This window comes from Robiginitalea aurantiaca, from assembly GCF_030380815.1.
Classification (GTDB): Bacteria; Bacteroidota; Bacteroidia; order Flavobacteriales; family Flavobacteriaceae; genus Robiginitalea; species Robiginitalea aurantiaca.
Window position 1 is genome coordinate 36,584 of record NZ_JAUDUY010000005.1, and the last position, 22,197, is coordinate 58,780.

A 22,197-nucleotide genomic window follows, 5' to 3' on the forward strand; every position below is an offset into this window, starting at 1 on the left:
CGTTTTTTACAGGCCGATCATATCGGAAATACGTTCCCAAAGGGCACTGTCAAAACTCGATGGTCCCAGAAGCGCATCCCCGGTATCGTTTCCCATCCGAACAATCACGAGATTTTGGGAGGGGACGATATAGAGTTTTTGATCGTTTTTACCCAGTCCGGCCACCAGGTCACCCGGGGCCGAAGGAATCAATTCCCCAGGGAAAACTACCTGGCTGCCCGGGGCCATAAAGCGATCCTGACCGTTTAACCACCAGAGATACCCATACGCCTGGTTAAATGATTGGGAAGGGCGGAGCATATCCCTGTAATAGTTCATATCTGTGAGGACGGGTTCGGAATCCCATTTCCCCTGCCCAAGGATAAGGAGGCCAAACCGGGCCATGGCGCGTGCACTACTGTAGTACACGTTGTTGCCTTGGCCCTGGGCGAGCCAGAATCCATCCATCCCTATCCGGTTTCGCAGGCGACTGTTGAAATAGGTGTTAAAATCTTCAGATACGGCATTCGAGATTACGGATTGCAGCATGGTATAGGGGCCGTTGTGGTAGGCCCATCGCGTCCCGGCGTCTGCAGTAAACTGCAGGCAATTCGGCGTGGTACACTCAAAGATGTTTTCATCCAGGCCGGAGGTCATGCGGAGTTGGTCTATAATTCGGATTTTTTGTTCTTTCTCTGCTAGGGCAGAGGTCCAACCCTGGCCCAGATGGTCTGAAGTGCGGTCATCAACTGAAAGCTTGCCCTCAGCAGCTGCAATACCAATCAAAAAGGAAGTCAGGGTTTTACCGGCCGAGGCCCAGTACCAAAGACTCTCCTTGGTAGTGGTTCCAAAATAGGATTCCATAGCAATTTTACCGTCTTTCAGGATGAGAAAGGATTGTGTTCCTTCGGCTTCCAGAAAGGCATTCAGATCCGTGGCGGCTGCCGTGTCCCAGTTCAGGCTTTCTAAAGAAACGGTTTCCCATGCCTTACTGGCGGAAATGGGCGGATAGTAAAGATCCTGGGACTGGTCCGGGGTATTTTCGGGATCAGTCTCAGATTCGGTTTCAGATTTGGTACAGGTAGCCAGAATAAAAACCAGTAAAAAGCTCCCTATAATCTTAAATGACGATTTGGATATGAATGTTGATGCCCATTTCATAGTCGTAAAACGTAAAAACCGGATATTTCTTTCAAAAAACTCGACAAAACGAGGGTATATCGTATTTTTGCGGCCTATAAAATCCTATGAGAACCAAAACACGTACCAAGAACCGCATAAACGTCATTACGCTGGGATGTTCAAAGAATCTGTACGATTCAGAGGTGTTGATGGGACAGTTACGAGCAAACCAGAAAGAAGTTGTACATGAAGAAGATGGCAATATCGTGGTTATCAATACGTGTGGGTTTATCGCCAATGCCAAGGAGGAAAGTGTCAATACAATTCTGGAGCAGGTACGTGAAAAGGAGGCGGGTCGCGTGGATAAGGTCTTTGTCACTGGCTGCTTGAGCGAGCGTTATAAGCCTGATCTCGAAAAGGAAATACCCAATGTGGACGCCTATTTTGGTACCCGGGACCTCCCGAGGCTCTTAAAGGCCCTTGGTGCGGATTACAAACACGAGCTCGTGGGGGAACGTTTGACCACTACTCCTTCCAATTACGCCTATCTCAAGATTGCCGAAGGATGTGATCGTCCGTGTTCTTTTTGTGCGATTCCCCTTATGCGGGGTGCGCACAGGAGCACGCCTGTCGAATCCCTTGTTGATCAGGCACATTCTCTGGCGGCAAAAGGAGTTCGTGAACTCATATTAATTGCCCAGGACCTGACGTATTACGGCCTGGATATTTATAAAAAAAGGGCGCTGGCCGACCTTCTCAGGGCGTTATGCGGGGTGGAGGGAATCGATTGGATTCGACTGCATTATGCTTTCCCCACGGGTTTTCCCATGGACGTACTCGATGTGATGCGGCAGGAGCCAAAAATTTGTAATTATATAGACATTCCCTTGCAGCATATTTCAGACCCTATTCTCAAAAGTATGAGAAGAGGGACGACACATACCAAAACAAATGCCTTATTGGAATCCTTCCGAAAGGAAGTTCCCGGGATTGCCATACGGACCACCCTTATTGTTGGATACCCGGGTGAAACCGAGGCGGATTTTGAGCTTCTCAAGGAGTGGGTCCGTTCCCAGAGATTTGAGCGACTCGGTTGTTTTACCTATTCTCATGAGGAACAAACCCATGCTTTTGCGCTCGAAGACAATGTACCCGAAGCCCTTAAGCAGGAACGGGCAAATGAAATCATGGAGATTCAATCCCAGATTTCATGGGAAGCCAATCAGGAAAGAATCGGTGGGGTGTACAGATGTATGATCGATAGGGTAGAGGGTGGCTATTTTGTTGGACGCACAGAATTCGACTCTCCAGATGTGGACAATGAGGTTCTTGTGGATGCTTCCAAATGGTATCTTCGTCTTGGGGAGTTTGCGGAACTTAGGATCACCGGAGCCTCTGATTTTGACTTGTATGCAGAGCCGGTTGAACCAACCCAGCCTATGTCTTAGGCAGGGGTTCAATCAGTGTTTTCCGAAGCTTCCGAATTGGATTCATCCGGACTTTTTTCATCATTATTAAGGCTATTCCTAAGAATATTGAGCTTTTTCAGCTTTGCATTCCAGTTCTCCAGACCTTTTTTCTTCTTTTCAAGGTTTTGGAGTACTTCCTTTACCAGCGGATTATCCTCTGAAGGCTCCGAGAAAAAGTTGAGGTTGTTTTCCAATTGCCGGATTTCACCTTTGACTTCTTCAATCTTCTTACGCACGAACTGCCGTTCCTGGGCAATGGCTCGGGAATCCTCCTCTTTGGCCAAATCCGCAATCCGATCCCCGTATTTCAGGATTTCTGCTTCTTGTTTGCCCACATCCAGTTTTCTGAACAGGGCATCCAGAATCTTGTTAAATTTAGAAGTGATGTGTTTCCGGTTACGTGGAACATGACCAACAGCCTTCCATTTACCGATGTAATCCTGGAGGGTTTTCAGGTCTTTTTCCCGATTACCTTCCAGTTGGAAACCACGCAACTCGTCAAGGAGTTTCGATTTGAGCTCCAGGTTCTTTTTTTCTTCTGCAAAGGCACTGTTTTTATTGCTGTGCAGGCGATCAAAATAGTGGTTGCAGGCCGTCTTAAATTCTTTCCAAATCGCATCTGAATATTTCCTGGGAACGTGTCCGATTTCTTTCCATTCCCTTTGGATTTTTTTCATCTCTGAGGTTGCCGTATCCCAGTCTTCGCTATCCTTAAGGGCTATGGCCTGTTTGAGCAGTGCTCTTTTCAGATCCAGGTTTTCCTGTTGTTCTTTTTTGAGTGTTTTGTAGAAGGCATTCTTACTGCGGTTAAAATTACGGACAGCACCCTTAAAAGATGCCCAGGTAGCTTCATTATCCTTTTGGGGGACCTTACCCGCTTTAAAGAACTGATCCCGAAGGGTTTCAATTTCCCGAATTTGTTTTTGAATGCCTTTATGATTTTTGGCAACCGTGTTGCTTACTTCTTCAATTCGGGCAATGATTTTCTGTTTTTCCTCCAGATTGCCCTCATAGCGTTTGTCGAGTTCCTGAAAATGTCTTTGCCGGCGTTCGTGCATTTTACGTGTTGCCTCGCTAAACTTTTCCCAAATGGCCTCCCGATGTTCCTTGGCTACCGGACCAATGTCCTCTTTCCAGATTTTGTGAAGGATCTGTAATTCCCGGAAAGCTTTGTTGATATCTTCTTCCTGCAGCAATGCCTCAGCACGGGCACTCAGTTTTTCTTTTTCCTCCAGGTTGTACTTAAAATCGAGATCCCTGAGTTCCCGGTTCAGGGAGAGAAAATCATAGAAAATCTCCAGGTGATGTTGGTATGTGCGCCAGACATCATTGTAATTGGCCCGGGGCACCGGCCCCGCTTTTTTCCAGCGTTCCTGAATTTCTTTGAAACTCTTGTAGGTGGAATTCATGTCCTCTTCAACATTTACCAGCCCTTTTAAATCCTCGATAATGATGAGTCGCTCCTGAAGGTTTTCATCGAGTTGTTTCTCCAGATTCTTGTAGTACTGCGACCGCTTCTCCCGATACTCTGAATACAGTTCGTTAAACTGCCTTTTGGTAACGGAGTTGTAACTAAAATCGGAATCTTCCCCACCCCGGCCGATGAACTCTTCCTTTTTCTCCTCAATAAAGGCCTGAAACTTCTGGTTGAATTCCCGGCGGATTGCTTCCACATGTCGGCGGATAGACTGTACTTTTTCGGCCCGTAACAAGCGCTGCAATTCTCCCACGAGATTTTCCATGGAAAGCGAATGGTAGTCCAAAAATGGGATGTGATGTCTGCGTTGGTTTTCCGTATCCTCGGCATCCTCGGCAATGGTTTTATCTATGTCGGCTTCTTCTGCGTCGTCATCCGGATCTTCATTGGAATCTGTATCCGGGTCTTCTGATGACTCAACTGTTTTTTCGGGCTGAAGCTCAACCTGAGCGGGCGATGCAGCATCGGCAGATTCATCCTCCGGTTCAAGGACAGCAGGTGCCTTCTTTCCGGAAGTGGTTTCGATTTTGTTTTGAGTCGCATCAGCGGTATCTGCGTCCTCATTTTTATCGGAAGTCTTCTGTGGGTTTTCAGCCGTGCCGTTGACTTCATTTTCATCCGAAGTCTTCTGTGGGTTTTCAGCCGTGCCGTTGACTTCATTTTCATCCGAAGTCTTTTGGGGTATGGGAACCGACTCTGCAAGTGCTCCGGCAGCGTCCTCCGCCTGGGCACTTGAATCCTCCACGGTTTCACTGTTAGGGACTTCTTTCAGTGCATCCGGACTAGCCTGCTCCGATTGGGCCGGGGATTGCTCTTGCGGTTCGTTTTCCGGTTTCACATGGCCGGTATCCACAATAACCTCTGTGCGCTCGTCAGGTTCGGTGCTCGAGTTTCTTTTAGGTGTTTCTGTTGGTACTTTCCCCCCTGCAGGTTTTTTCTGCAGTTCATTGTTATCCGCTTCAGACATTGCTGTAAATTTTCGGAATCCTTCGTTCTCCTTTTCCAAGATACTAACATGTAGGCTCACCACAAAAGGTATCTCAATTCTTTTTTCCCAAATTCGGATTTAGGGTAAATCCGTGGGCTCGGTATTCCAGATTTCCCAGGAAGCCTCTGCCTGCAAATGGAGCATTTCCAGACCATTTTTTACACGGCATCCGGCCTTACTTCCCTTCTTTAAAAAGGCGGTTTTCTCAGGGTTGTAAATGAGGTCGTAAAGCAGGTGGGTTGTATTCAGGGCATCGTAGGGTATAGGGGGCGCCTCATCCACCCGTGGGTACGTCCCACAAGGGGTGCAGTTGATAATTAGCTGATAGTCGTTAAGGATGGTTTGGTTGAGATCTGCATAGCCGAGCGCACCGTCCTTGGCGGACCTGGAAACAAATCGAAACCGAATCCCAAGTTTGGTCAGTCCATAGGCAACGGCCTTAGAAGCTCCTCCGGTTCCCAGGATTAGGGCAGCAGTATCCTCAGGATAGAGCATGGGTGAAAGGGACCTGGTAAATCCGATTACATCCGTATTGTATCCCACGAGTCCTTTCCTTGTGAACCGAATCGTATTTACAGCCCCAATTTCTGCGGCGTCCGGGTCCAGGCGGTCCATGAACGAACAAATGGCGGTTTTGTAGGGGATTGTAACATTGAGTCCGCACAGATCCGGCTGGGACAAAATCTCTGAAAATCCGGAAATTTCGGGAAGGTCAAATATTTCATACGAACACTCCTTCAGGCCCAGGGATTCAAATTTTGCACTGAAGTATCCTGGAGAAAAAGAATAGGAGATGTCTTTGCCTATGAGCCCGAACCTACGCATCTTTCAATCTGTATTTACCATACCATTCCAGGGCTACAAGGATAACGATACCCAGGAGTATGTAGACCAAAGCCCACCAGGTCTGGGGATCTCCCGGATCAGGTAGGAATCGCGTGTAATTCACAATAATTCCGTCCCCATTGGAATCCAGTATCCGGTTCCCGGCCTCATCCAGAAGGAAGATTGTTTTTTTCCATGGCCAGACCACGCCCAGTGAACCTGTAATAAAGCCTATAATAACGGCGGTAGTTATGCTCTTGAAATGCTTTAGCACATACCCCAGCAGATGGGAGAGCGTCACCAGGCCGACCGCCGATCCCAGTGTAAAAACAGATAGAATAAGCAGGGTCCTTTTTCGTTCCCCATTGTTGACGACACTGAAATCTCCTACCAGGAATTCAGCCATGGTATCGTACAGGGCATTTACAGAATCCACAAGGAGGAGGACATAATTACCAAGTAATATGAGTATAAACGAACCCGAAAGCCCGGGTAACGTCATCCCGGAGACGCTGATGATTCCACAGAAAAAAATAAACCACAGGTTATCATTTTCCCGGGCCGGGCTCAGGAAGCTGATGGAAATACCCACCACAAGACCGACAATCCCGGCAATTACAGTCTTTCTGTTCCAGTCCTCAAATTCACTGGAAATAAAATAGATCGATCCGATGATCATACCAAAAAACAGGGACCAGACATAAAGCTCCCTCCGATCCAAAAAATAGTCCAGGACTTTTGAGACGCTGAAATAACTGAATAACATTCCAAGGATGAGAATCGATAGAAAAGGACCATTCACATACCGGTAAAAACTCTTAAAACGGCCATTGAATAAAAGCCTGAACGCAGTGAGGTTTATGCGCCTGAGGGAGTCTATAAATTCCTCATAAAAGCCGACAACAAACGCTACAATCCCTCCCGAGACCCCGGGAACCTTATTGGCTGCGCCCATGGCTAACCCCTTTATAAACAACAAAATCTTGTCGCCGAATGTCCTGATTTCGTCCATCGGATTAGGTAGTCTTTTTTGAAGCCAGTCGCTCCAGCATAAAAATAAGGCAAAAACCGAGGATAGCCAGGATAATGGCCGGTACCCATTGGGGGTCCTCCGGAAAATTCCATGGGGCCACCACAGATTCCGCAACGACGATCTCTTTGTCATCAAAAACTTCGGTCTCACGCACAATCTTCCAGGGCCAGATTTTTGGCAGTGAACCAATAATAAAACCTGTGAGCAGGCCGAGGGTCGCATTCTTAAATCGGGAAAACATCCATTTTAAAAGGCGTGCAAAACTCAACAGACCAATAATTGCACCCACACCCACAACGGCAATAATTTTAAGATCCCGCTCGTGAACTGCGTCCAGTATGGTTTTGTACGATCCCAGAAGAACGAGGATAAATGCCCCTGAAATCCCCGGCAGAATCATAGCACATATGGCAAGGGCCCCGGAAAGGAAGAGAAAGGGCATTCCCGCTTCCCTTTGCGAAACCGGGAGAGATGCTACGGCGTAGGCGATAACTGCACCGAGTAAAGCCATGATGAGGATATTCAGCTTCCATTGATCGATCGATCTGGCGACATAAAATACACTGGCAACTACCAGTCCGAAGAAAAATGACCAGAGTAAGACAGGCTGGTGGATCAGTAGCCAGCTAATGCTCTTGGCCAGGGTAATCACACTTATGGCAATACCGGTTAGTAAGGCCAGGAGAAAGCTGCCGTTCAGTTCCCGCCAGAAAGCCTTGAATCCCTCTTTTTTCAACACGCCGATCAGCGAGGGTCGAATGTTGTTTATGGATCGGATCAATTCCTCATAAATCCCTGAAATGAAAGCAATTGTACCTCCGGAAACCCCAGGGACAACATCGGCTGCGCCCATGGCCATTCCTTTGAGAACTACCCATAGATACTGAATCGGAGTGCGTCCTTCCATAGTTTTAAAAAAGCAAAAGTAGCCTTTTTATTTGGAAGCTTTCCCGGACTCCCGAAGCAGGCGCTGCACCCATAAAGCACGGGAGATTTCGGGAAATCTGGTTTCAAAATAGGGGTATTTATCGGGAGCCTCCTTCAGGGCTTTCTGCAAGGTTCTTTTACCCTTGTCCGGGAAGTGTTGCCGCAGATAGACTCCGGCCAGCTGATACTGGAGTTCAGCGGATTCCGGGTGGAATTCACACCCCTGCCTCAGCACCACCTCCGCTGCTTCGAGCTCATCGCATTCGCAGAGGATCTCAGCCCAGTTCAGCCAGGTATCTACCTCGTAGTTCCCGAGTTCTGTGGCTTGTTTAAAGGCAAAATCAGCTTCATGGACTTGTTTTAGCGCCTTGTGAATCATTCCGGAACGCTTCCAGTAGATCGCATTTTCCCCGTCAATGCTCAGGGCTTTATCGATATATTCCTGGGCTTTCTGGTAGTCTTTCTTCTTCAGGTAATGGTCGGTTATGGCAAGCCATCCCTTATCCAGAAGTGGGTCTTCGTGTACGGTCAAATAGAAGTAGTAACGGGCTTTTTCCGGCCGGTCCAATTGCTCATAACACTTTCCGATACGCAGGTAGGCGTGGGAGGTCGGATCTTCTAATTCCGTGGTTGTATTGTAATTTTCAATGGCCTCCTCATACCTTCCAAGTTTTTCAAGGACTTTCCCCTTTTCAAAATACGCCCCTAAAAAGCTGTCATCAGAAATAATCGCAAAATCAAAGGCAGCAAGAGCCTCAGGGTACATTTTAACGGCAAAGTACTGTTTTCCCAACTGATGCCAGGCAATCTGGCAGTACGGATTGCTGTCCAGATAGGTGTTCAGGTAGCTAATGGCGCCTTCGTGTTCGTCCAGGAATTCGTAGCAATAGATGGTATTATAGAGGGATGCGTAATCCTCAGGGTCTGCTTCCAGGCATCGGATAAAGCATTTCCTGGCCATTGTATAATCGTCGATGAACAGGTATTCCATCCCGAGAAGAGAGTATAGGTCAACCACGTCATCGGTCATTTCAAGGGCCTGATGCAGGAGGGCAATCGCAGCCAGGTGATTGTCTTGTTTGGACTGGATATTGGCTCTCTGTACAAATATCTCCTCGTTGTTGGGTTCCAGGATCTGTAATTCATCAAGCACGCCTTCCGCCAGGTCAAACTCGTTTTCAAAAACCATTACCTCAACATCCAACAAGCGAATATCGAGGGAATTCGGGTGCTGCTGCAGTCCCATTTTTATCGCCTTTTTGGCGAGAGAAACTTTTCCGTGATTCAGATAATGGTGGATGATTTCTTCGAAATCTTCTGCATCGAAGAAATAAACGTCATCCGTTCTGAGCATGGATTCGAATTTTGCAATCGGTGGACCCGGTTGTTCACTGGAGTCTAATGCCATACATGACTTCTTGGATACTGTTCGTATGGATTTAAAAATATTTTTTTTAGGCAGCGTTATGGCCTGTCCCGGTCCTTTCTTATCAACAAATTAGTTAACAGGGTTTGTGGAGTACCGCTCAAGAACCTTCAGAATAAGGTCGCAGCCCCTTCTTATCTCAGCTTCAGAGAGGGTCAGAGGCGGGCTAATACGAACAGCCCTGGGTTCAAAAAGCAACCAAAACAACAACAGGCCTTCCTTTTTAGCCTCGAGGACCAGGAATTCGGCCTGGGCCGGAGTTTCTAAAATCAGGGCCAGCATCAGGCCCCTGCCGCGGATTTCCAATATGGAAGGGTGCAACAGGCGTTCGCGAAAAAGCGCTTCCTTACGCAGCGTATCCGCTATCAGGCTGGATTCCTGAAGGATCTGGAGTGTTTTGAGGGCCGCCGCAGCCACTACAGGATTCCCTCCAAAGGTGGTGATATGTCCCAGTTTCGGGTCTAGCATCAAACTATCCATATGTTCTTTGGATGCGGTAAACGCCCCAATGGGCAATCCTGACGCCATTCCCTTGCCCATGACCAGGATATCCGGGATGCATTGAAATTGCTGAAAAGCGAAGAGGGTGCCGGTTCGCCCGAATCCCGGTTGAATCTCGTCCAGAATAAGTAAGGATCCGGTTTCATGGCAGCGCTGCCTGACCTGCCGGAGGTAATCCGGATCGGGGAGGATAAAGCCCGCCCCGCCCTGAATGGTTTCCAGAATCACCGCCGCCGTCCTGGTACTTATGGTTTCAAGGTCTAAAGGGTTATTGAATTCAATATGACGTACATCTGGGATCAATGGTCGGAAAGGCGCCTTCCGGGATTCAAAGTCCATGAGGCTTAAACTCCCAAGCGTGTTGCCGTGATATGCATTCCGGGCGGCGATCAACTCTGATCGCCCGGTAACGCGTCTCGCCAGTTTAATGGCACCTTCCATTGCTTCGGTACCCGAATTTACCAGATATGTGGTTTGCAGGGGTTCGGGAAGTGCTTCTGCAAGGGCCTTGCAGAGGCGGAGGGCCGGTTCCTGTATGAACTCTCCATAGACCATGACGTGCATGTACAAAGCCGCCTGTTTCTGGACTGCTGCGACCACCTCCGGGTGGCAGTGTCCAAGGGACACCGCGGAAACACCTGCAATAAAGTCGAGGTACTCCTTCCCATCTGCGTCGTAGAGGAAACTGCCTGAGGCGTGCGAAATCTCCAGGCCCAGCGGATGCGGAGTAGTCTGGCTTTGAAAAGCACGAAAATCAGCATTCATGTCCTCAAGAGAATTCACGCCCTGGGTAATTTGTGCTTGGCAGCTGGTTCTGAGGTTTTAGAACCCTTGGGTAGCGGGTCTTCCCCCGCGGATTCCGATTCCGGATTTTCCAGGTCGATAGGTTCTGTAATACCCCGTATAACAGGCAAAACAAGGTTGTTGTCGTCTGTATCAAATATGTCTTCCGGACTGCGAATACGTTCATCTCCCCTCCATATAAACCCTTCCAGTTTTTTGCTATTCGGTGGAAAGTCCTTCTCAGGGGTGATATCCCCATCCGGTTCGGTTATAAAAGTGATGTCTTCAATATCGCTTTGTTCTAAAGTCAGGCGGATTTTACTGCATTTGGTTTTGTTGATTCCAATCAGGGCGCCATCGTCGTCATACATGTAATAGATGACCTCGGTATTCCTGACAAGATCGACGAGTTTTAATTCATTTTCGATGAATTTTCCAAACAGGTCTTTGCCCTTTGCCTGATTAAAACCGCGCTGGCCTACCGTATCTTCGGATATGATAAAGGCATTATTTATGACCTTCAGCGAATCCAATTTATCCGTCTCCATGTCACTGAGCAGGTGTATACTGTCACCGGTCATCTGGTTCTCAAGATTCCAAAGTACCGGATTTCGGATCAGTTCGGTCAACCCTGTTCGCTCCTCAAAATGAATACTGTCGCATTTCCCGCTCATATCCGTTTTGTAAAACTTTGCGTTGCGGAATGCTCTTAGGGAACGGGCATCAGGGGGCCCGGTAACCATTAGCGTATCTCCGTGCATATACACCGAGTCTTGCTCCATCAGGCTGACTGAAACGGCTCTTCGGGTCGCAAAAAGGGAGTCTTTAGCCCGGTGCACTTCCGCATATTGCGCCCGTATGATTCCCTGGTTAATGGTATCTGTGACTTTTATATTGTTGGTGGCTGAAGCAAATTCCCGGGCTTTGTCAAAATAGACGCTGTCTCCTTCAATGATGCGGTTGCTGTAATGGATTTCCGTATTCTTAATGCCGTATCCCTGTTCTGCCTGTGTATCGTAATATCCGCGTTCACAATAGAGCTGGTACGTTTCCCCTGTAATCGTTGAGGGTCCGTACATATAGGCATTTTTGGAAGTTGTGTAATAATCCAGGCGACTCGATTCCATCGTGTACTCCGGATTCTCGATCAGGACACTGTCCTGAAACTGGTATTTTTCCGGAATCATATAGTACCTGCCCACCCGGCTGGTAAGTACATTTGCTGAATCTACGATCTTTCCGTAATCCCTGTAGTAGGACTCCTGCTTTTCGCGATCAAAATACAGGGTATCCGTGGTCAGGGTCATGCTGCTGTTGGTCAGCCGGACTTCCTTATAGGCCTTTGCCAGTTTACTGTTGCCATCATACTCGATATACCCGCTGGTCATCAGGATGGAGTCACCCTGCTTTAAACGGACATTCCCGATGGCTTCAAGGCGATTTTCTTTTTGATACAGCAAAGCATAATCGCACCAGAGATCAGCACCCTGATGCTCAAATTGCACCTGTTTCTGGTCTTTTGAAAAAATAGAAGCTCCCGGTCTGAGGGTTTCGTCTTTGGTAAAACTACCCCCATAGACGATAGTGATCTTTTTGCCCTGATCCGTGTTCTGCTGACTCCAAAGTCCTGTAGTCAGGATACAGATTCCGAGAAAGAGGATGAAGGATTTCACCAGGGTTGTTTCTACAAAAGTAACATTTTACCGATGGATGGTCTGCGTCCGATCCGGACCAACAGAGACAATCCGTATCGGGACCTGAAGCTCCGATTCGAGATACTGGATGTAAGCTTCGAGTTCCTTAGGAAGCTGAGAAGCCTCAGTCATTTTGGTGAGATCTTCTTTCCAGCCTGGTAACTCCTTGTAAACAGGGGTTAAAAATGGTGCCTCGATAGAATAGGGGAGGTGGTCGATCTGTTTGCCCTGATAGTGATAGGCGGTACATACTTTAAGGGTTTCAAACCCACTGAGCACGTCGGCTTTCATCATCATCAGCTGGGTTACCCCATTGATCCTGACGGTGTATTTAAGCGCAACCAAATCCAGCCAGCCACAACGTCTGGGCCTTCCGGTGGTTGCCCCGAATTCATTGCCAACCCTCGCCATCGTCTTCCCATCCTCATCAAAGAGCTCCGTTGGGAAGGGGCCGCTTCCAACCCGGGTGGTGTAGGCTTTAAAAATACCGAAGACCTCCTTTATACTTCCCGGTGAAATCCCAAGGCCGGTACAAGCTCCGGCTGCGGTTGTATTTGAGGAAGTTACATAGGGGTATGTGCCGAAATCAATATCGAGCAGGGAGCCCTGTGCACCTTCAGCCAGCACTTTTTTCCCAGAACTCAGAGCCTGATACAGATATTCCTCACTATCTATAAATTCAAGCGCTTTCAGACGCTCTACAGCCGTAAAGAATTCCGCTTCAAGTTCCTGAAGGTTGTACTGTATGTCCACGTCGTAGAAATGGATCATGGCCTGGTGTTTTTCGGCCAGGGCATTGTATTTGTCCTTCCAGTCCGGTAATTCCAGGTCGCCGACCCTGAGCCCGTTGCGCCCGGTCTTGTCCATATATGTCGGCCCGATTCCCTTTAGGGTGCTTCCGATCTTCGCCTTACCTTTCGAAGCTTCCGAAGCCGCATCGAGCAACCGGTGCGTCGGCAGTATAAGGTGTGCCTTTCTCGATATCAGGAGTTTTTTCTGAATGTCGATATCAAAGCCTTCCAGCTTTTCGAGTTCTTTATCAAAGATCACAGGGTCGATAACGACCCCATTGCCTACGACATTTGTGGCATTCTTATGAAAGATACCTGAAGGGATCGTATGCAGAACGTGCTTTATCCCATCGAACTCCAGGGTATGGCCTGCGTTAGGCCCCCCTTGAAAACGAGCGATAATATCGTAATCCCGTGTTAGAACATCAACAATTTTTCCTTTTCCCTCGTCTCCCCATTGGAGGCCGAGCAGCAAATCTACGCGCATGATATGGCTGGGTTAGTCCGTGACTTCTTCTTTCTTTTTACGAGTTCCGTAAAAGTAAAGTGAGTGGTTGTTAATTTCAATGTCAAAAACCTCTTCAATGGTTTTTTTAATCGATTCAATTCTCGGATCGCAAAACTCGACGACTTCTCCTGTATCCGTCAGGATAACGTGATCGTGCTGGCGGTCAAAATAGGATTTTTCGTATTGCGCCTGGTTTTTTCCAAATTGGTGTTTGCGCACCAGTTTGCATTCAAGGAGCAATTCGATGGTGTTGTAGAGTGTAGCCCGGCTGACGCGATAATTCTTGTTTTTCATTTTGATATAGAGTGACTCGATATCAAAATGGTCGTCATTATCGTAAATTTCCTGTAAAATCGCATAGCGCTCCGGGGTCTTCCGATGCCCGTTTTCCTCCAGGAAGGAAGTGAACACGCTTTTTACGATTTCCTGATCTTTCCGATTCATAAAAGAGGGCTTGCAATCCGGTTACAAAAGTACATTTAAAAAAAGGAAAAGGGGCCGATTCTATGCCTGAATTTGATACCTAAAAGGGTGTTAAACCCGCGTAACCTTATCGATTCCGTTAATTCGTTTAAGATTATCCAGCAGCTTTTTCAAAATGGACTTATTCTTGACAACCAGTTTGATACGGCCTGTAAAAGTTCCTCCGTCTGTACTGAAGTTGATATTTCGCATATTGACATGCATCTCATCTGATATAATATCGGTTATGGAGTTAATCAGGCCGAGGTTGTCGATGCCACTCATTCGGATTTCGGCGATGAATTCTTCTTGTGAGGAGTCGATCCATTTTGCTGAGATTATCCTGTAGGCAAATTTGGATTGCATGGAAATCGCATTAGGGCAGTCTTTCTTATGGACCTTAATGCCTTCATTTACGGTAACAAATCCGAAGACAGGGTCCCCGGGTATGGGGTTGCAACAATTCGCCAGGGTATAGCTGAGTTTTTCTTCCTCCTTTCCAAAGACCAGCATGTCATAGGTCGCGGTAATTTCATCCCGGTCAATCCCTTCAGGCGCACCTTTTCGGCGCATCCGATTTTTGAAAAAATTGAGGAAGGCGTTGTTGTATGAAGCCGCAAAATCCCGTATCTGTTTATTGTCTATGACTCCGTTACCTATGCGATAGAACAAGTCAAGACTGGTCTTGAGCTTAAAGTAGGTGACCATCTTATTGATGACATCCTCATTTAAGGTAATCTTCAGGGACTTAAGTTTACGCCTGAGGATTTCCTTACCTTCCGTAGCTACTTCCTTTTTCTCTTCCCTGAGCGAGGAACGGATCTTGGAACGCGCCCTTGCCGTGGTTGCATAATCCAGCCAGTTCTGGTTTGGTTTTGCATTGTCCGAGGTGATTATTTCCACCTGGTCACCACTCTTCAGAACCGTATTCAGGGGAACGAGCTTTCCGTTTACCTTGGCTCCCCGTGTGTGCATTCCCACTTCCGTGTGAATGTTGAAAGCAAAATCAAGGGGGGTGGCTCCTTTCGGAAGGGCTTTGAGCTCTCCGTTGGGTGTAAACACAAAAATCTCTTTGGAGTAGAGGTTGAGTTTGAACTCCTCCACAAAATCCACGGCACTTCCGTTGGAGGTTTCCATGGCTTCCTGTAGCCGGTTGAGCCATATTTCGATTCCCTGTTCTTTCTGGTCCCCGTGCTTGTATTTAAAGTGGGCCGCATAGCCTTTTTCGGCAATCTCATGCATGCGCTCACTTCGGATCTGTACTTCGACCCAGCGTCCCATGGGTCCCATCACGGTAATATGCAGCGCTTCGTAACCCGTCGATTTGGGTGAAGAAATCCAGTCCCTCAGGCGAACGGGATTTGGGGTGAAGTTATCCGTTACAATGGAATAAATTTTCCAGGCGAGGAATTTCTCGTTTTTCCGGTCCGATTTATAGATGATCCGAATCGCAAACTTGTCGTAGATCTCTTCAAAGGTTACATTTTGCGACTGCATTTTGCGCCGGATGGAAAAGGTGGACTTCATCCGGCCTTTGATTTCGTAATTCAGTCCTTCCTTATCCAGGGAATCCTGGATAACCTTAGAAAAATCCTGAATATATTTTTCCTGGGCTTCCTTACTGCCTTCTATTTTCCCCTGTATATCCTTATACACTTCGGGTTCCGTGTATTTAAGGCTTAGGTCTTCGAGTTCTGTTTTAATATTGTAAAGCCCTATACGATGCGCCAGAGGGGCATAAATATAAAGCGTTTCTGAAGCGATTTTGACCTGCTTGTGTTCCGCCATTGAATCCAGGGTGAGCAGGTTGTGATACCGATCTGCGATCTTGATGATAATTACGCGGACATCGTCATGTAGAGTCAGCAGCATTTTACGGAAGTTCTCCGCCTGCTGAGAAATATTCATGTCTTTTTTAAGGTGACCTATTTTGGTCAGCCCATCGACGATCCTTGCGATGGTCTCTCCAAATATCTGCTCGATGTCATCAAGGGTATACGGGGTGTCTTCTACAACGTCGTGAAGCAGTGCTGCGGCTATGGAGGTGGCATCCAACCCAATTTCTGAGGCCACGATTTTTGCCACCGCAATAGGATGGAAAATATAGGCTTCCCCGGATTTTCGCCTCTGATCCTTATGGGCATCAACAGCTACGTCAAAGGCCTGGCGAATCAGTTTCTTGTCCTCATTGGTAAGGTTTTGATAACTGATGCGCAGCAGTTCTTTGTACTCCCGGGCGATTGCCTTGTTTTCTTCTTCTATGACTGCCTGTGTGGCCATACTTTAAAAATAGGATAAAACCTTCTTACAACCTACAAAAATCGTGCCTCCGCCAAGTTGTCATGATGAGTTGCGCATGTGCGATAAATACGTTGCTTCCGGAGATTCTCTATGGGTGCCAAGATGGTTCGGTCCATAAAAAACCCTGCAAGGCTCCGGTTTTCCGTTGCAATGCAGGGTCTAAGGACGATTTGTCCTTATTAGAATATGTATTTAGGAGGTTTCCTCTTCCTTCATTTCAACAATCTCATACATGTCCTTACCATCTACCTGTACAGGCTGGTAATAGGTGTCTCCGAACTTTACATACGTCCGATCACCCGCTTTTACTTCTTCGCCTCCCTCGGGCAGGGCGGGAACGATGGTACCCGCAGTAGCCGGAACAACGGTGTAACCCTCCTCGGTTTTGTCGTAATATGCTCCGCCGTAGTAATAATTATAGGTGTCGCCGACCTGTACCTGTTCCGCCGATTCGGGTATGTTGTTGACCGTAGCCCCAACAGGCGCCTGGACCACTTCGTATCCTTTATCTGTTTTGATGTAGTAGTTTCCTTCGTCGTAATGATACTCTTCTTCCTGCCCGCTATCATTGACAATACTCACCACGATGGCTGTTGTGACCATGGTGGTCACAAAATAACCCCAGGGATGCCAGACGGGTCCCCAGTAAAAGGGTCTGTACGGGTGATAGTAATAAGGTCTGTGGCAATAGAATCCCCAGCCGCCATATCGGTACGGGGGCCTTGTATAGCGCACGGGACTCGTCCGTACGTACGTGTTTCGCCTGTTGACATTGACGTTCCGGCTGTTGTCGATATTTATATTGGTATTCCCCCTGCGGCTGTTATCGACATTTACCCGGTTGTTAGAGTTTCGGTCGCCAGCGCGATCCCTTGTATTACTACCGCGGTCCCCGGGCCGGGTGACATTGGAGGTTTTGTCCCTTGAGGACCTGTCCACAGCCTTATTCCTGTCCGAACTGGACGCGCGGTCTCTGGCATTCGAGGCACTCCGATCCGTTGTCGCTGGTCTTGTCGACGTGGATGGTCTGGAAACATCCCTTGACGACTTATTGTATCCTCCATTTACGGAGGGTTTTGAGGAGGGCCTGGATGTAGTAGCCCTTGTATTTGTTGATCGCGTATTCCGACTGGTTGATGGCCTGCTTTGGCGTGTAGATGGAGTACTGGCCGGTCTGCTGCTCGGTCTGGACATGCTGCTTCTGGAACTTCTGTGTCCCATCCGTTGTGCTTCCAGTTCAACTGGAGCCAGAAGTAGGAGTAGAGCCGGGACAGCTATTTTTAAAAGTGTTTTACTAACCGATTTCATAGGGTGTGTCTTAATTTTAATTCTTAGGCATTATGCTGATCAGATCCGCGTTTGCAGGAGGATTAAATTCAAATATCTCATCGGGGAGCTGCGGATTTGTGTCCCAATTCTCAAAAGTACCCTCTACCACTGAAGGGGAGTCCCCTTTTTTGATAAACAGGAACTTCTTTGGAAGGTAAAACGCCCCGTTCTCAATCCAAATTTGGAAATTATCTGTTTTGGTCTCTGCGATTATATGGTGACATGCTACGCCTTCTACATTTTTAATCCCCATATAAGTGACGTTGCCAAAGTATTCCAGCAGGTCATCCCCGAAGGATGGATAAAAAAGGTCAGCCGCCGGGAATTCCATACCGAATTTGGAATTGACACTATCAATGGTTTTAATAATGCTCTCGGGAGCCGGAAGCGTTACATAGTTGTTCTCGTCGAAGGAGTACCAGGTTATGTATTCCCCATTGTACCAATAGCCCGTACTTCCTTTATCTCCTGAGTTATAGACCGCCATCCGGTCCGGTCCTCTAAAGTAGACTTCATGAGCGGTGAAAGTACGTTCCATGAGGCCCAACTGATTCCTGTCATCATTTACTGACCTCAGGTGAAAGCTGATCGCTTCCATCCCGCCAATTACTTCTCCCATTTTATCAATAAGTGAAATGGCAACTGGATCTATGTTGTCGGTCGTTTGGGAAACCCCGGTAAAGGGAAGTATACTTAGGAAACAAATCAGAATTCGTGTCATCGGATTGACGATTTAAAATGGTTGGATAAGATACATAAAAGTTCTCAGGAGTAAAATATCGGAATTTTATGAATTTGACAAAGGAAATCAAGTTTAATGAACCCTGCGGGATCATATTTGCCTTTGGAGCTTTATCATTTCTTCTGGGGCAACGGTTTGTTCGAGGAACCTTGTAAAACAGGGAGTAGGACAAAGTATAAAGGGCAGGATGTTAGTCCTGCCATTTATACTTTAAAGGCTTGAGGCTATTGGGTTTAATGTGTCATCATGACACGCCGTGCTTTGGCCTCCGGATTCCTGTAGGGTCTCCTTTCCGCGTTAGAGCCCATTTTGTAAAGCGACTATTCTACAATCATCTCCAGGCGGTAATCGGCAGTTTCACCCCGCCGCGCCGCGCTGCGCATCATGTAGACACGGATGGTGTAGTCCCCGCTTTTGGCAGCCGTACCTTCGAACTGGTTCCCACTGGTGGATCCGTTATAGATCGCAACGTATGCTTCCCCGGGTTCCATAACATTAAAATAGGTGGCGCCGTGTTGTGTGGCCATACTAATGTTCATATACTGGCCTTCCTGTCCGTTAAGCACGTAATCCACGGTTTCCCGCCCGGAAATGCTGCTTTCAATGGTTTTACTGTTGGCTCCGGAATCAAATTGAATGCGCACTTTTTTGATTTCATCTTTGACGGCCTCAGCGGCATCCCCGACAGCTTCACCTGCTTTTTCAGCGGCTTCCCCGACGGCTTCCCCTGCCTTCTCGGCGGCATCTCCAACAGTTTTTGCGGCTTCTTTGGTCTCTTCTACAACAGCCTCCTGGGCCTGATTGATCTTGTCCTTGGTATCCTGCTTACATGAGGTCAGGGAAATGGCAAGGAGTAGCGCCATTGGAATCAAATAGTCGTTTCTTTTCATAATTGGGTTCTGTTAATAAATAGGTGTATTTCGTTTCTTTTGCTATGAGCAGCCTTCAAAAGGCTGAAAATTATGGAGTTAAATCAGTTTGCTCAGCCTCCGTAAATTACGGCTTCTGGGATTTCGTATCGTTCACTTCCTATATGGATAATATACAGATCCGATTCTTTGGTGGCGCGGAATTCACCCGTATCGGCCTGGCTGCGGTCGTATCCGACTGCCTTACCATTTTGGAAGTAGATGTATCGCATTCTCCCATCGGATAGGGTGACCTGTACATCTGCATCTCCATTCCCACGCCGCATAACCCCAAAGGGGCAGTTTCCGGCGGGTTGCCCGTTCCCCAGACTGCATGGGATATTGCCAGTGGCATTGAAGTCCGTTCCTGCTACCGTGGCATCGCCTGATGTTACTGAATTTCCGGAATCCCCGGACCCGCCGACAATCATCTCGAGGCGGTAGTTGGCGGATGTATTTTGCGCGCCCTTCATCAGATATACGCGAATTCGGTAATCCCCGCTTTTGGCAGTGAACCCTTCGAACTGGTTCCCGTTGACGGAACCATTGTAGACAGCCACGTATGCTTCGCCTGGCTCCATAATATTGAAATAAATACCGGCATTTTGGGAGGCCAAACTGACATTCATATTCTGGCCTGCACGAACGTTTAATAGGTAGTCGACGATTTCCCGCCCGCTGATCGCGCCCTCTACGGTTGCACTGCTCGCTCCCTTCTGGAAAGCGACGCGTTCGGTCCGCATATCCTGGGCCTGGAGCGTTTCTCCGGAAGTACTCATAAGTAGCATCCCGAACAAAATCATTAAAAACAGGTTGGGTTTGAAAAAGGCTTTCATATGATCGAAGTTTATTTGGATTTAAGAAAGAAAAACAACCGTTGAATTTACTAATTTTTTCTTTTTAATGGGTGGCAAAATTTTAAAATAAGGCGGGCCATTTTTGGGGACCTTGAGATATGCTTTTATAAGATCACAGGACTATTCAGATCCCGGTAAACCCATTAATTTGCTTCTTCGTAGGCAGCTTCGAGCCAACTCCTGAGTTCGGCATCCACCTGGTTAACCGCTTCCAGCCGGACGCGGTGCGTGCACATGGTGCCAAAGGGTCCGGAACCTTCCAGCCGGCCGGCAGGTTCCTTTTCCCGAAGTTTCAGGCCGAGATCAATTCGTGTTTTCGTAGCAGGTTTTATAAGGGCAAACTGTTTTTTCCGCACCAGGCTAACAGTGGTTTTCTTAGGTGAGATCTGTACATCCGGACCAAAGTCCCGGACTACTTCCAGGAGCTTTTCGTAAATCGGGATCAGGGATTCTTTTCCTTTATATTGATTCTCGACATGATCCTCGGGAGATTCTCCCCCATCCCTGAAAAGCGCCACAATGGTGTTGGCAAACCCATGGGTAACTCCATGCTCCTTTTTAAGGAAATTCAGGGCCTCAGAATGCTTGTTAAATGCCTTTGTGCGGAGTATATTTTTCCATTCGTCCAAAGATTTGCCCGTTTTCTCAGGCATGTTTTCGATCATTGATTTCAGTGCGGAATCCATAGCAGGGTGCTTTAGGGTTAATGGATTTATTTTACAACTTCAAGGGGGATACTCCTAAAGATACGAAACCCGTGCAATACTATTCTTATGGGCTGCAGAAGCCCTGAAACGTTTAGTGGGTGGCCTTGTTGAGCGCCCGTATCCGTTTTATCAGGGGCGGATGGGAATAGTGCACAAAGACGTAGGCTGGGTGGGGGGTAAGGTTGCTGAGGTTTTTACGCGAAAGCTTTTTCAGGGAATCGATCAGTGGCTGGGCGGCGTAGGTTTGCCGGGCATATCGGTCTGCCTGATATTCGAACTTCCTTGAAAAGTAATTCATAACCAGTCCGGTGAGTTCACTGATGGGGCTGTAGAGCATACCAAAACCAAGTAACGAGGCATGAAAACTGGGTTCTTTAACACCTATGGCCAGGGAAAGCTCCGGATGGTTTATAAAGAGCGAGAGTATATAAAGCGTTAGTCCGGTGAGGATAATGGAGGCAAACAAATTGAAGAGGATATGGTGTTTTTTGTAATGGCCTACTTCATGGGCCAAAACCGCCACGATTTCCTCTTCCTTAAGGTCATCGATCAGGGTATCATACAGGGCCACCCGTTTCTCCCGCCCGAAACCTGAGAAATAAGCATTCGCCTTTGTCGATCGTTTCGAGCCATCGATCACAAAGATGTTTTTGAGTTCAAAACCGACATTGTGGACATACTTTTCAATACGGCTTTTCAGGCCACCCGACTCCAGGGGAACCTGCTTGTTGAATAGGGGAACGATAAGCCGGCTGTAAAATAGGTTCATCACCAGGGTAAAAAGTGTGATCAGGCCCCAGGCATAGAGCCAGAAATGTATCCCTGCCCAGGCATAAAACCACATAATCAGTGCGAGGATTCCCCCGCCAATAAACATCAGGAGGCCCCAACCCTTTATTTTGTCGGCAAAAAAGAGTGCAGGGGTGCTCTTGTTGAAGCCAAAGCGCTCTTCAATTACAAAAGTGTGGTAATAGCTAAAGGGGGTTGACAGAAGGTCGCTGCCCAGAAAGATCAGTCCAAAGAAAATCAGGGCGTGGGGGATGGGGGCTGGTGTGATGGAGCCAGCCAGTGCGTCCAACCACCCGAAACCGCCGGAAAGCAGAAAAAGGAGGGTTACCGCAAGGGAGAGTCCTGAGGAAAGCAGACCAAAGCGGTAATTCACTTTTTTGTACTGCTGCGATTTAAGGTATTCTTCCGGATCGTAAATACCTTCCAATTCGGCAGGGACAGGATCTGAAAATCTCCGGGCATTCAGCATTTCCAGGACGGTGTCCAGAAAATAATCCAGAATAAGGATGCCAACAATGGCATATAAGAGCGTTTCTGAAGTCATTGCATCGAAGTAAGGGAGGCAAAATAGAAATAATA

18 protein-coding genes are annotated in these 22,197 nt (G+C 47.6%); 1 reads left to right on the top strand and 17 read right to left on the bottom strand.

All coding sequences use genetic code 11. The features are described from left to right. Positions 1-6: 6 nt before the first annotated feature. The gene (locus QU605_RS11115; protein ID WP_289725387.1) at positions 7-1,140 is read right to left on the bottom strand and encodes a serine hydrolase domain-containing protein; all 1,134 of its coding nucleotides are present in this window, start codon (positions 1,138-1,140) and stop codon (positions 7-9) included. Between the two features lie 86 nt (positions 1,141-1,226). Here QU605_RS11115 and rimO point away from each other — a divergent pair, with 86 nt between their 5' ends. Further along, entirely contained in the window at positions 1,227-2,549 is a 1,323-nt protein-coding gene (rimO, locus tag QU605_RS11120; RefSeq protein ID WP_289725388.1) for a 30S ribosomal protein S12 methylthiotransferase RimO, read from the top strand. A gap of 8 nt (positions 2,550-2,557) precedes the next feature. Here rimO and QU605_RS11125 read toward each other — a convergent pair whose 3' ends face one another. From QU605_RS11125 to QU605_RS11200, 16 genes are all read right to left on the bottom strand, one after another. Beyond that, the gene (locus tag QU605_RS11125) at positions 2,558-5,014 is read right to left on the bottom strand and encodes a DUF349 domain-containing protein (RefSeq protein WP_289725389.1); all 2,457 of its coding nucleotides are present in this window, start codon (positions 5,012-5,014) and stop codon (positions 2,558-2,560) included. Positions 5,015-5,113: 99 nt separating this feature from the next. Continuing rightward, positions 5,114-5,860 carry a shikimate dehydrogenase family protein gene (locus QU605_RS11130; protein ID WP_289725390.1) on the bottom strand — a complete coding sequence of 249 codons (747 nt, stop codon included), beginning with the start codon at positions 5,858-5,860 and terminating at the stop codon, positions 5,114-5,116. After that, the gene (locus QU605_RS11135; RefSeq protein ID WP_289725391.1) at positions 5,853-6,872 is read right to left on the bottom strand and encodes a DUF368 domain-containing protein; all 1,020 of its coding nucleotides are present in this window, start codon (positions 6,870-6,872) and stop codon (positions 5,853-5,855) included. Before QU605_RS11135 ends, QU605_RS11130 begins: the two co-directional genes overlap by 8 nt. Positions 6,873-6,876: 4 nt before the next feature. After that, entirely contained in the window at positions 6,877-7,800 is a 924-nt protein-coding gene (locus tag QU605_RS11140) for a DUF368 domain-containing protein (RefSeq protein ID WP_289725392.1), read from the bottom strand. A 27-nt stretch (positions 7,801-7,827) separates the two neighbouring features. Then, positions 7,828-9,174 carry a tetratricopeptide repeat protein gene (locus QU605_RS11145; RefSeq protein ID WP_353655886.1) on the bottom strand — a complete coding sequence of 449 codons (1,347 nt, stop codon included), beginning with the start codon at positions 9,172-9,174 and terminating at the stop codon, positions 7,828-7,830. 144 nt (positions 9,175-9,318) lie between these two features. Continuing rightward, positions 9,319-10,512 (bottom strand): aspartate aminotransferase family protein, encoded by a 1,194-nt coding sequence (locus QU605_RS11150; RefSeq protein WP_289725482.1) that lies wholly within the window; start codon positions 10,510-10,512, stop codon positions 9,319-9,321. Positions 10,513-10,526: 14 nt separating this feature from the next. Beyond that, positions 10,527-12,203, bottom strand: coding sequence for an OstA-like protein (locus tag QU605_RS11155; protein ID WP_289725394.1), 1,677 nt, complete (start codon positions 12,201-12,203; stop codon positions 10,527-10,529). 27 nt (positions 12,204-12,230) lie between these two features. Beyond that, complete coding sequence (locus QU605_RS11160) at positions 12,231-13,502, bottom strand: adenylosuccinate synthase (RefSeq protein WP_289725395.1); 1,272 nt, start codon at positions 13,500-13,502, stop codon at positions 12,231-12,233. A gap of 12 nt (positions 13,503-13,514) precedes the next feature. Then, positions 13,515-13,967: a Fur family transcriptional regulator gene (locus tag QU605_RS11165; RefSeq protein ID WP_289725396.1), complete on the bottom strand. Its 453-nt coding sequence runs from the start codon at positions 13,965-13,967 to the stop codon at positions 13,515-13,517. Positions 13,968-14,057: 90 nt separating this feature from the next. Then, positions 14,058-16,265 (bottom strand): RelA/SpoT family protein, encoded by a 2,208-nt coding sequence (locus QU605_RS11170; protein ID WP_289725397.1) that lies wholly within the window; start codon positions 16,263-16,265, stop codon positions 14,058-14,060. 213 nt (positions 16,266-16,478) lie between these two features. Further along, complete coding sequence (locus tag QU605_RS11175; RefSeq protein WP_289725398.1) at positions 16,479-17,594, bottom strand: DUF6515 family protein; 1,116 nt, start codon at positions 17,592-17,594, stop codon at positions 16,479-16,481. A gap of 16 nt (positions 17,595-17,610) precedes the next feature. Continuing rightward, positions 17,611-18,336, bottom strand: a complete 726-nt coding sequence (locus QU605_RS11180; RefSeq protein WP_289725399.1) for a DUF2092 domain-containing protein — start codon at positions 18,334-18,336, stop codon at positions 17,611-17,613. Positions 18,337-18,677: 341 nt separating this feature from the next. Further along, entirely contained in the window at positions 18,678-19,247 is a 570-nt protein-coding gene (locus QU605_RS11185) for a hypothetical protein (protein ID WP_289725400.1), read from the bottom strand. A 92-nt stretch (positions 19,248-19,339) separates the two neighbouring features. Then, positions 19,340-20,101 (bottom strand): hypothetical protein, encoded by a 762-nt coding sequence (locus QU605_RS11190; protein ID WP_289725401.1) that lies wholly within the window; start codon positions 20,099-20,101, stop codon positions 19,340-19,342. Between the two features lie 164 nt (positions 20,102-20,265). Next, positions 20,266-20,808, bottom strand: coding sequence for a DUF4287 domain-containing protein (locus tag QU605_RS11195; RefSeq protein WP_289725402.1), 543 nt, complete (start codon positions 20,806-20,808; stop codon positions 20,266-20,268). A gap of 112 nt (positions 20,809-20,920) precedes the next feature. After that, positions 20,921-22,162 (bottom strand): M48 family metallopeptidase, encoded by a 1,242-nt coding sequence (locus QU605_RS11200; RefSeq protein WP_289725403.1) that lies wholly within the window; start codon positions 22,160-22,162, stop codon positions 20,921-20,923. Positions 22,163-22,197: the final 35 nt, after the last annotated feature.

Bases quoted from the DNA above. Each gene is read 5' to 3' on its own strand.
- QU605_RS11160 (WP_289725395.1), bottom strand. From the start codon at position 13,502: ATGCGCGTAGATTTGCTGCTCGGCCTCCAATGGGGAGACGAGGGAAAA.
- QU605_RS11140 (WP_289725392.1), bottom strand. From the start codon at position 7,800: ATGGAAGGACGCACTCCGATTCAGTATCTATGGGTAGTTCTCAAAGGA.
- QU605_RS11115 (WP_289725387.1), bottom strand. From the start codon at position 1,140: ATGAAATGGGCATCAACATTCATATCCAAATCGTCATTTAAGATTATA.
- QU605_RS11175 (WP_289725398.1), bottom strand. From the start codon at position 17,594: ATGAAATCGGTTAGTAAAACACTTTTAAAAATAGCTGTCCCGGCTCTA.
- QU605_RS11200 (WP_289725403.1), bottom strand. From the start codon at position 22,162: ATGACTTCAGAAACGCTCTTATATGCCATTGTTGGCATCCTTATTCTG.
- QU605_RS11185 (WP_289725400.1), bottom strand. From the start codon at position 19,247: ATGAAAAGAAACGACTATTTGATTCCAATGGCGCTACTCCTTGCCATT.
- QU605_RS11150 (WP_289725482.1), bottom strand. From the start codon at position 10,512: ATGAATGCTGATTTTCGTGCTTTTCAAAGCCAGACTACTCCGCATCCG.
- QU605_RS11130 (WP_289725390.1), bottom strand. From the start codon at position 5,860: ATGCGTAGGTTCGGGCTCATAGGCAAAGACATCTCCTATTCTTTTTCT.
- QU605_RS11190 (WP_289725401.1), bottom strand. From the start codon at position 20,101: ATGAAAGCCTTTTTCAAACCCAACCTGTTTTTAATGATTTTGTTCGGG.
- QU605_RS11180 (WP_289725399.1), bottom strand. From the start codon at position 18,336: ATGACACGAATTCTGATTTGTTTCCTAAGTATACTTCCCTTTACCGGG.
- QU605_RS11170 (WP_289725397.1), bottom strand. From the start codon at position 16,265: ATGGCCACACAGGCAGTCATAGAAGAAGAAAACAAGGCAATCGCCCGG.
- QU605_RS11195 (WP_289725402.1), bottom strand. From the start codon at position 20,808: ATGGATTCCGCACTGAAATCAATGATCGAAAACATGCCTGAGAAAACG.
- rimO (WP_289725388.1), top strand. From the start codon at position 1,227: ATGAGAACCAAAACACGTACCAAGAACCGCATAAACGTCATTACGCTG.
- QU605_RS11135 (WP_289725391.1), bottom strand. From the start codon at position 6,872: ATGGACGAAATCAGGACATTCGGCGACAAGATTTTGTTGTTTATAAAG.
- QU605_RS11165 (WP_289725396.1), bottom strand. From the start codon at position 13,967: ATGAATCGGAAAGATCAGGAAATCGTAAAAAGCGTGTTCACTTCCTTC.
- QU605_RS11145 (WP_353655886.1), bottom strand. From the start codon at position 9,174: ATGCTCAGAACGGATGACGTTTATTTCTTCGATGCAGAAGATTTCGAA.
- QU605_RS11125 (WP_289725389.1), bottom strand. From the start codon at position 5,014: ATGTCTGAAGCGGATAACAATGAACTGCAGAAAAAACCTGCAGGGGGG.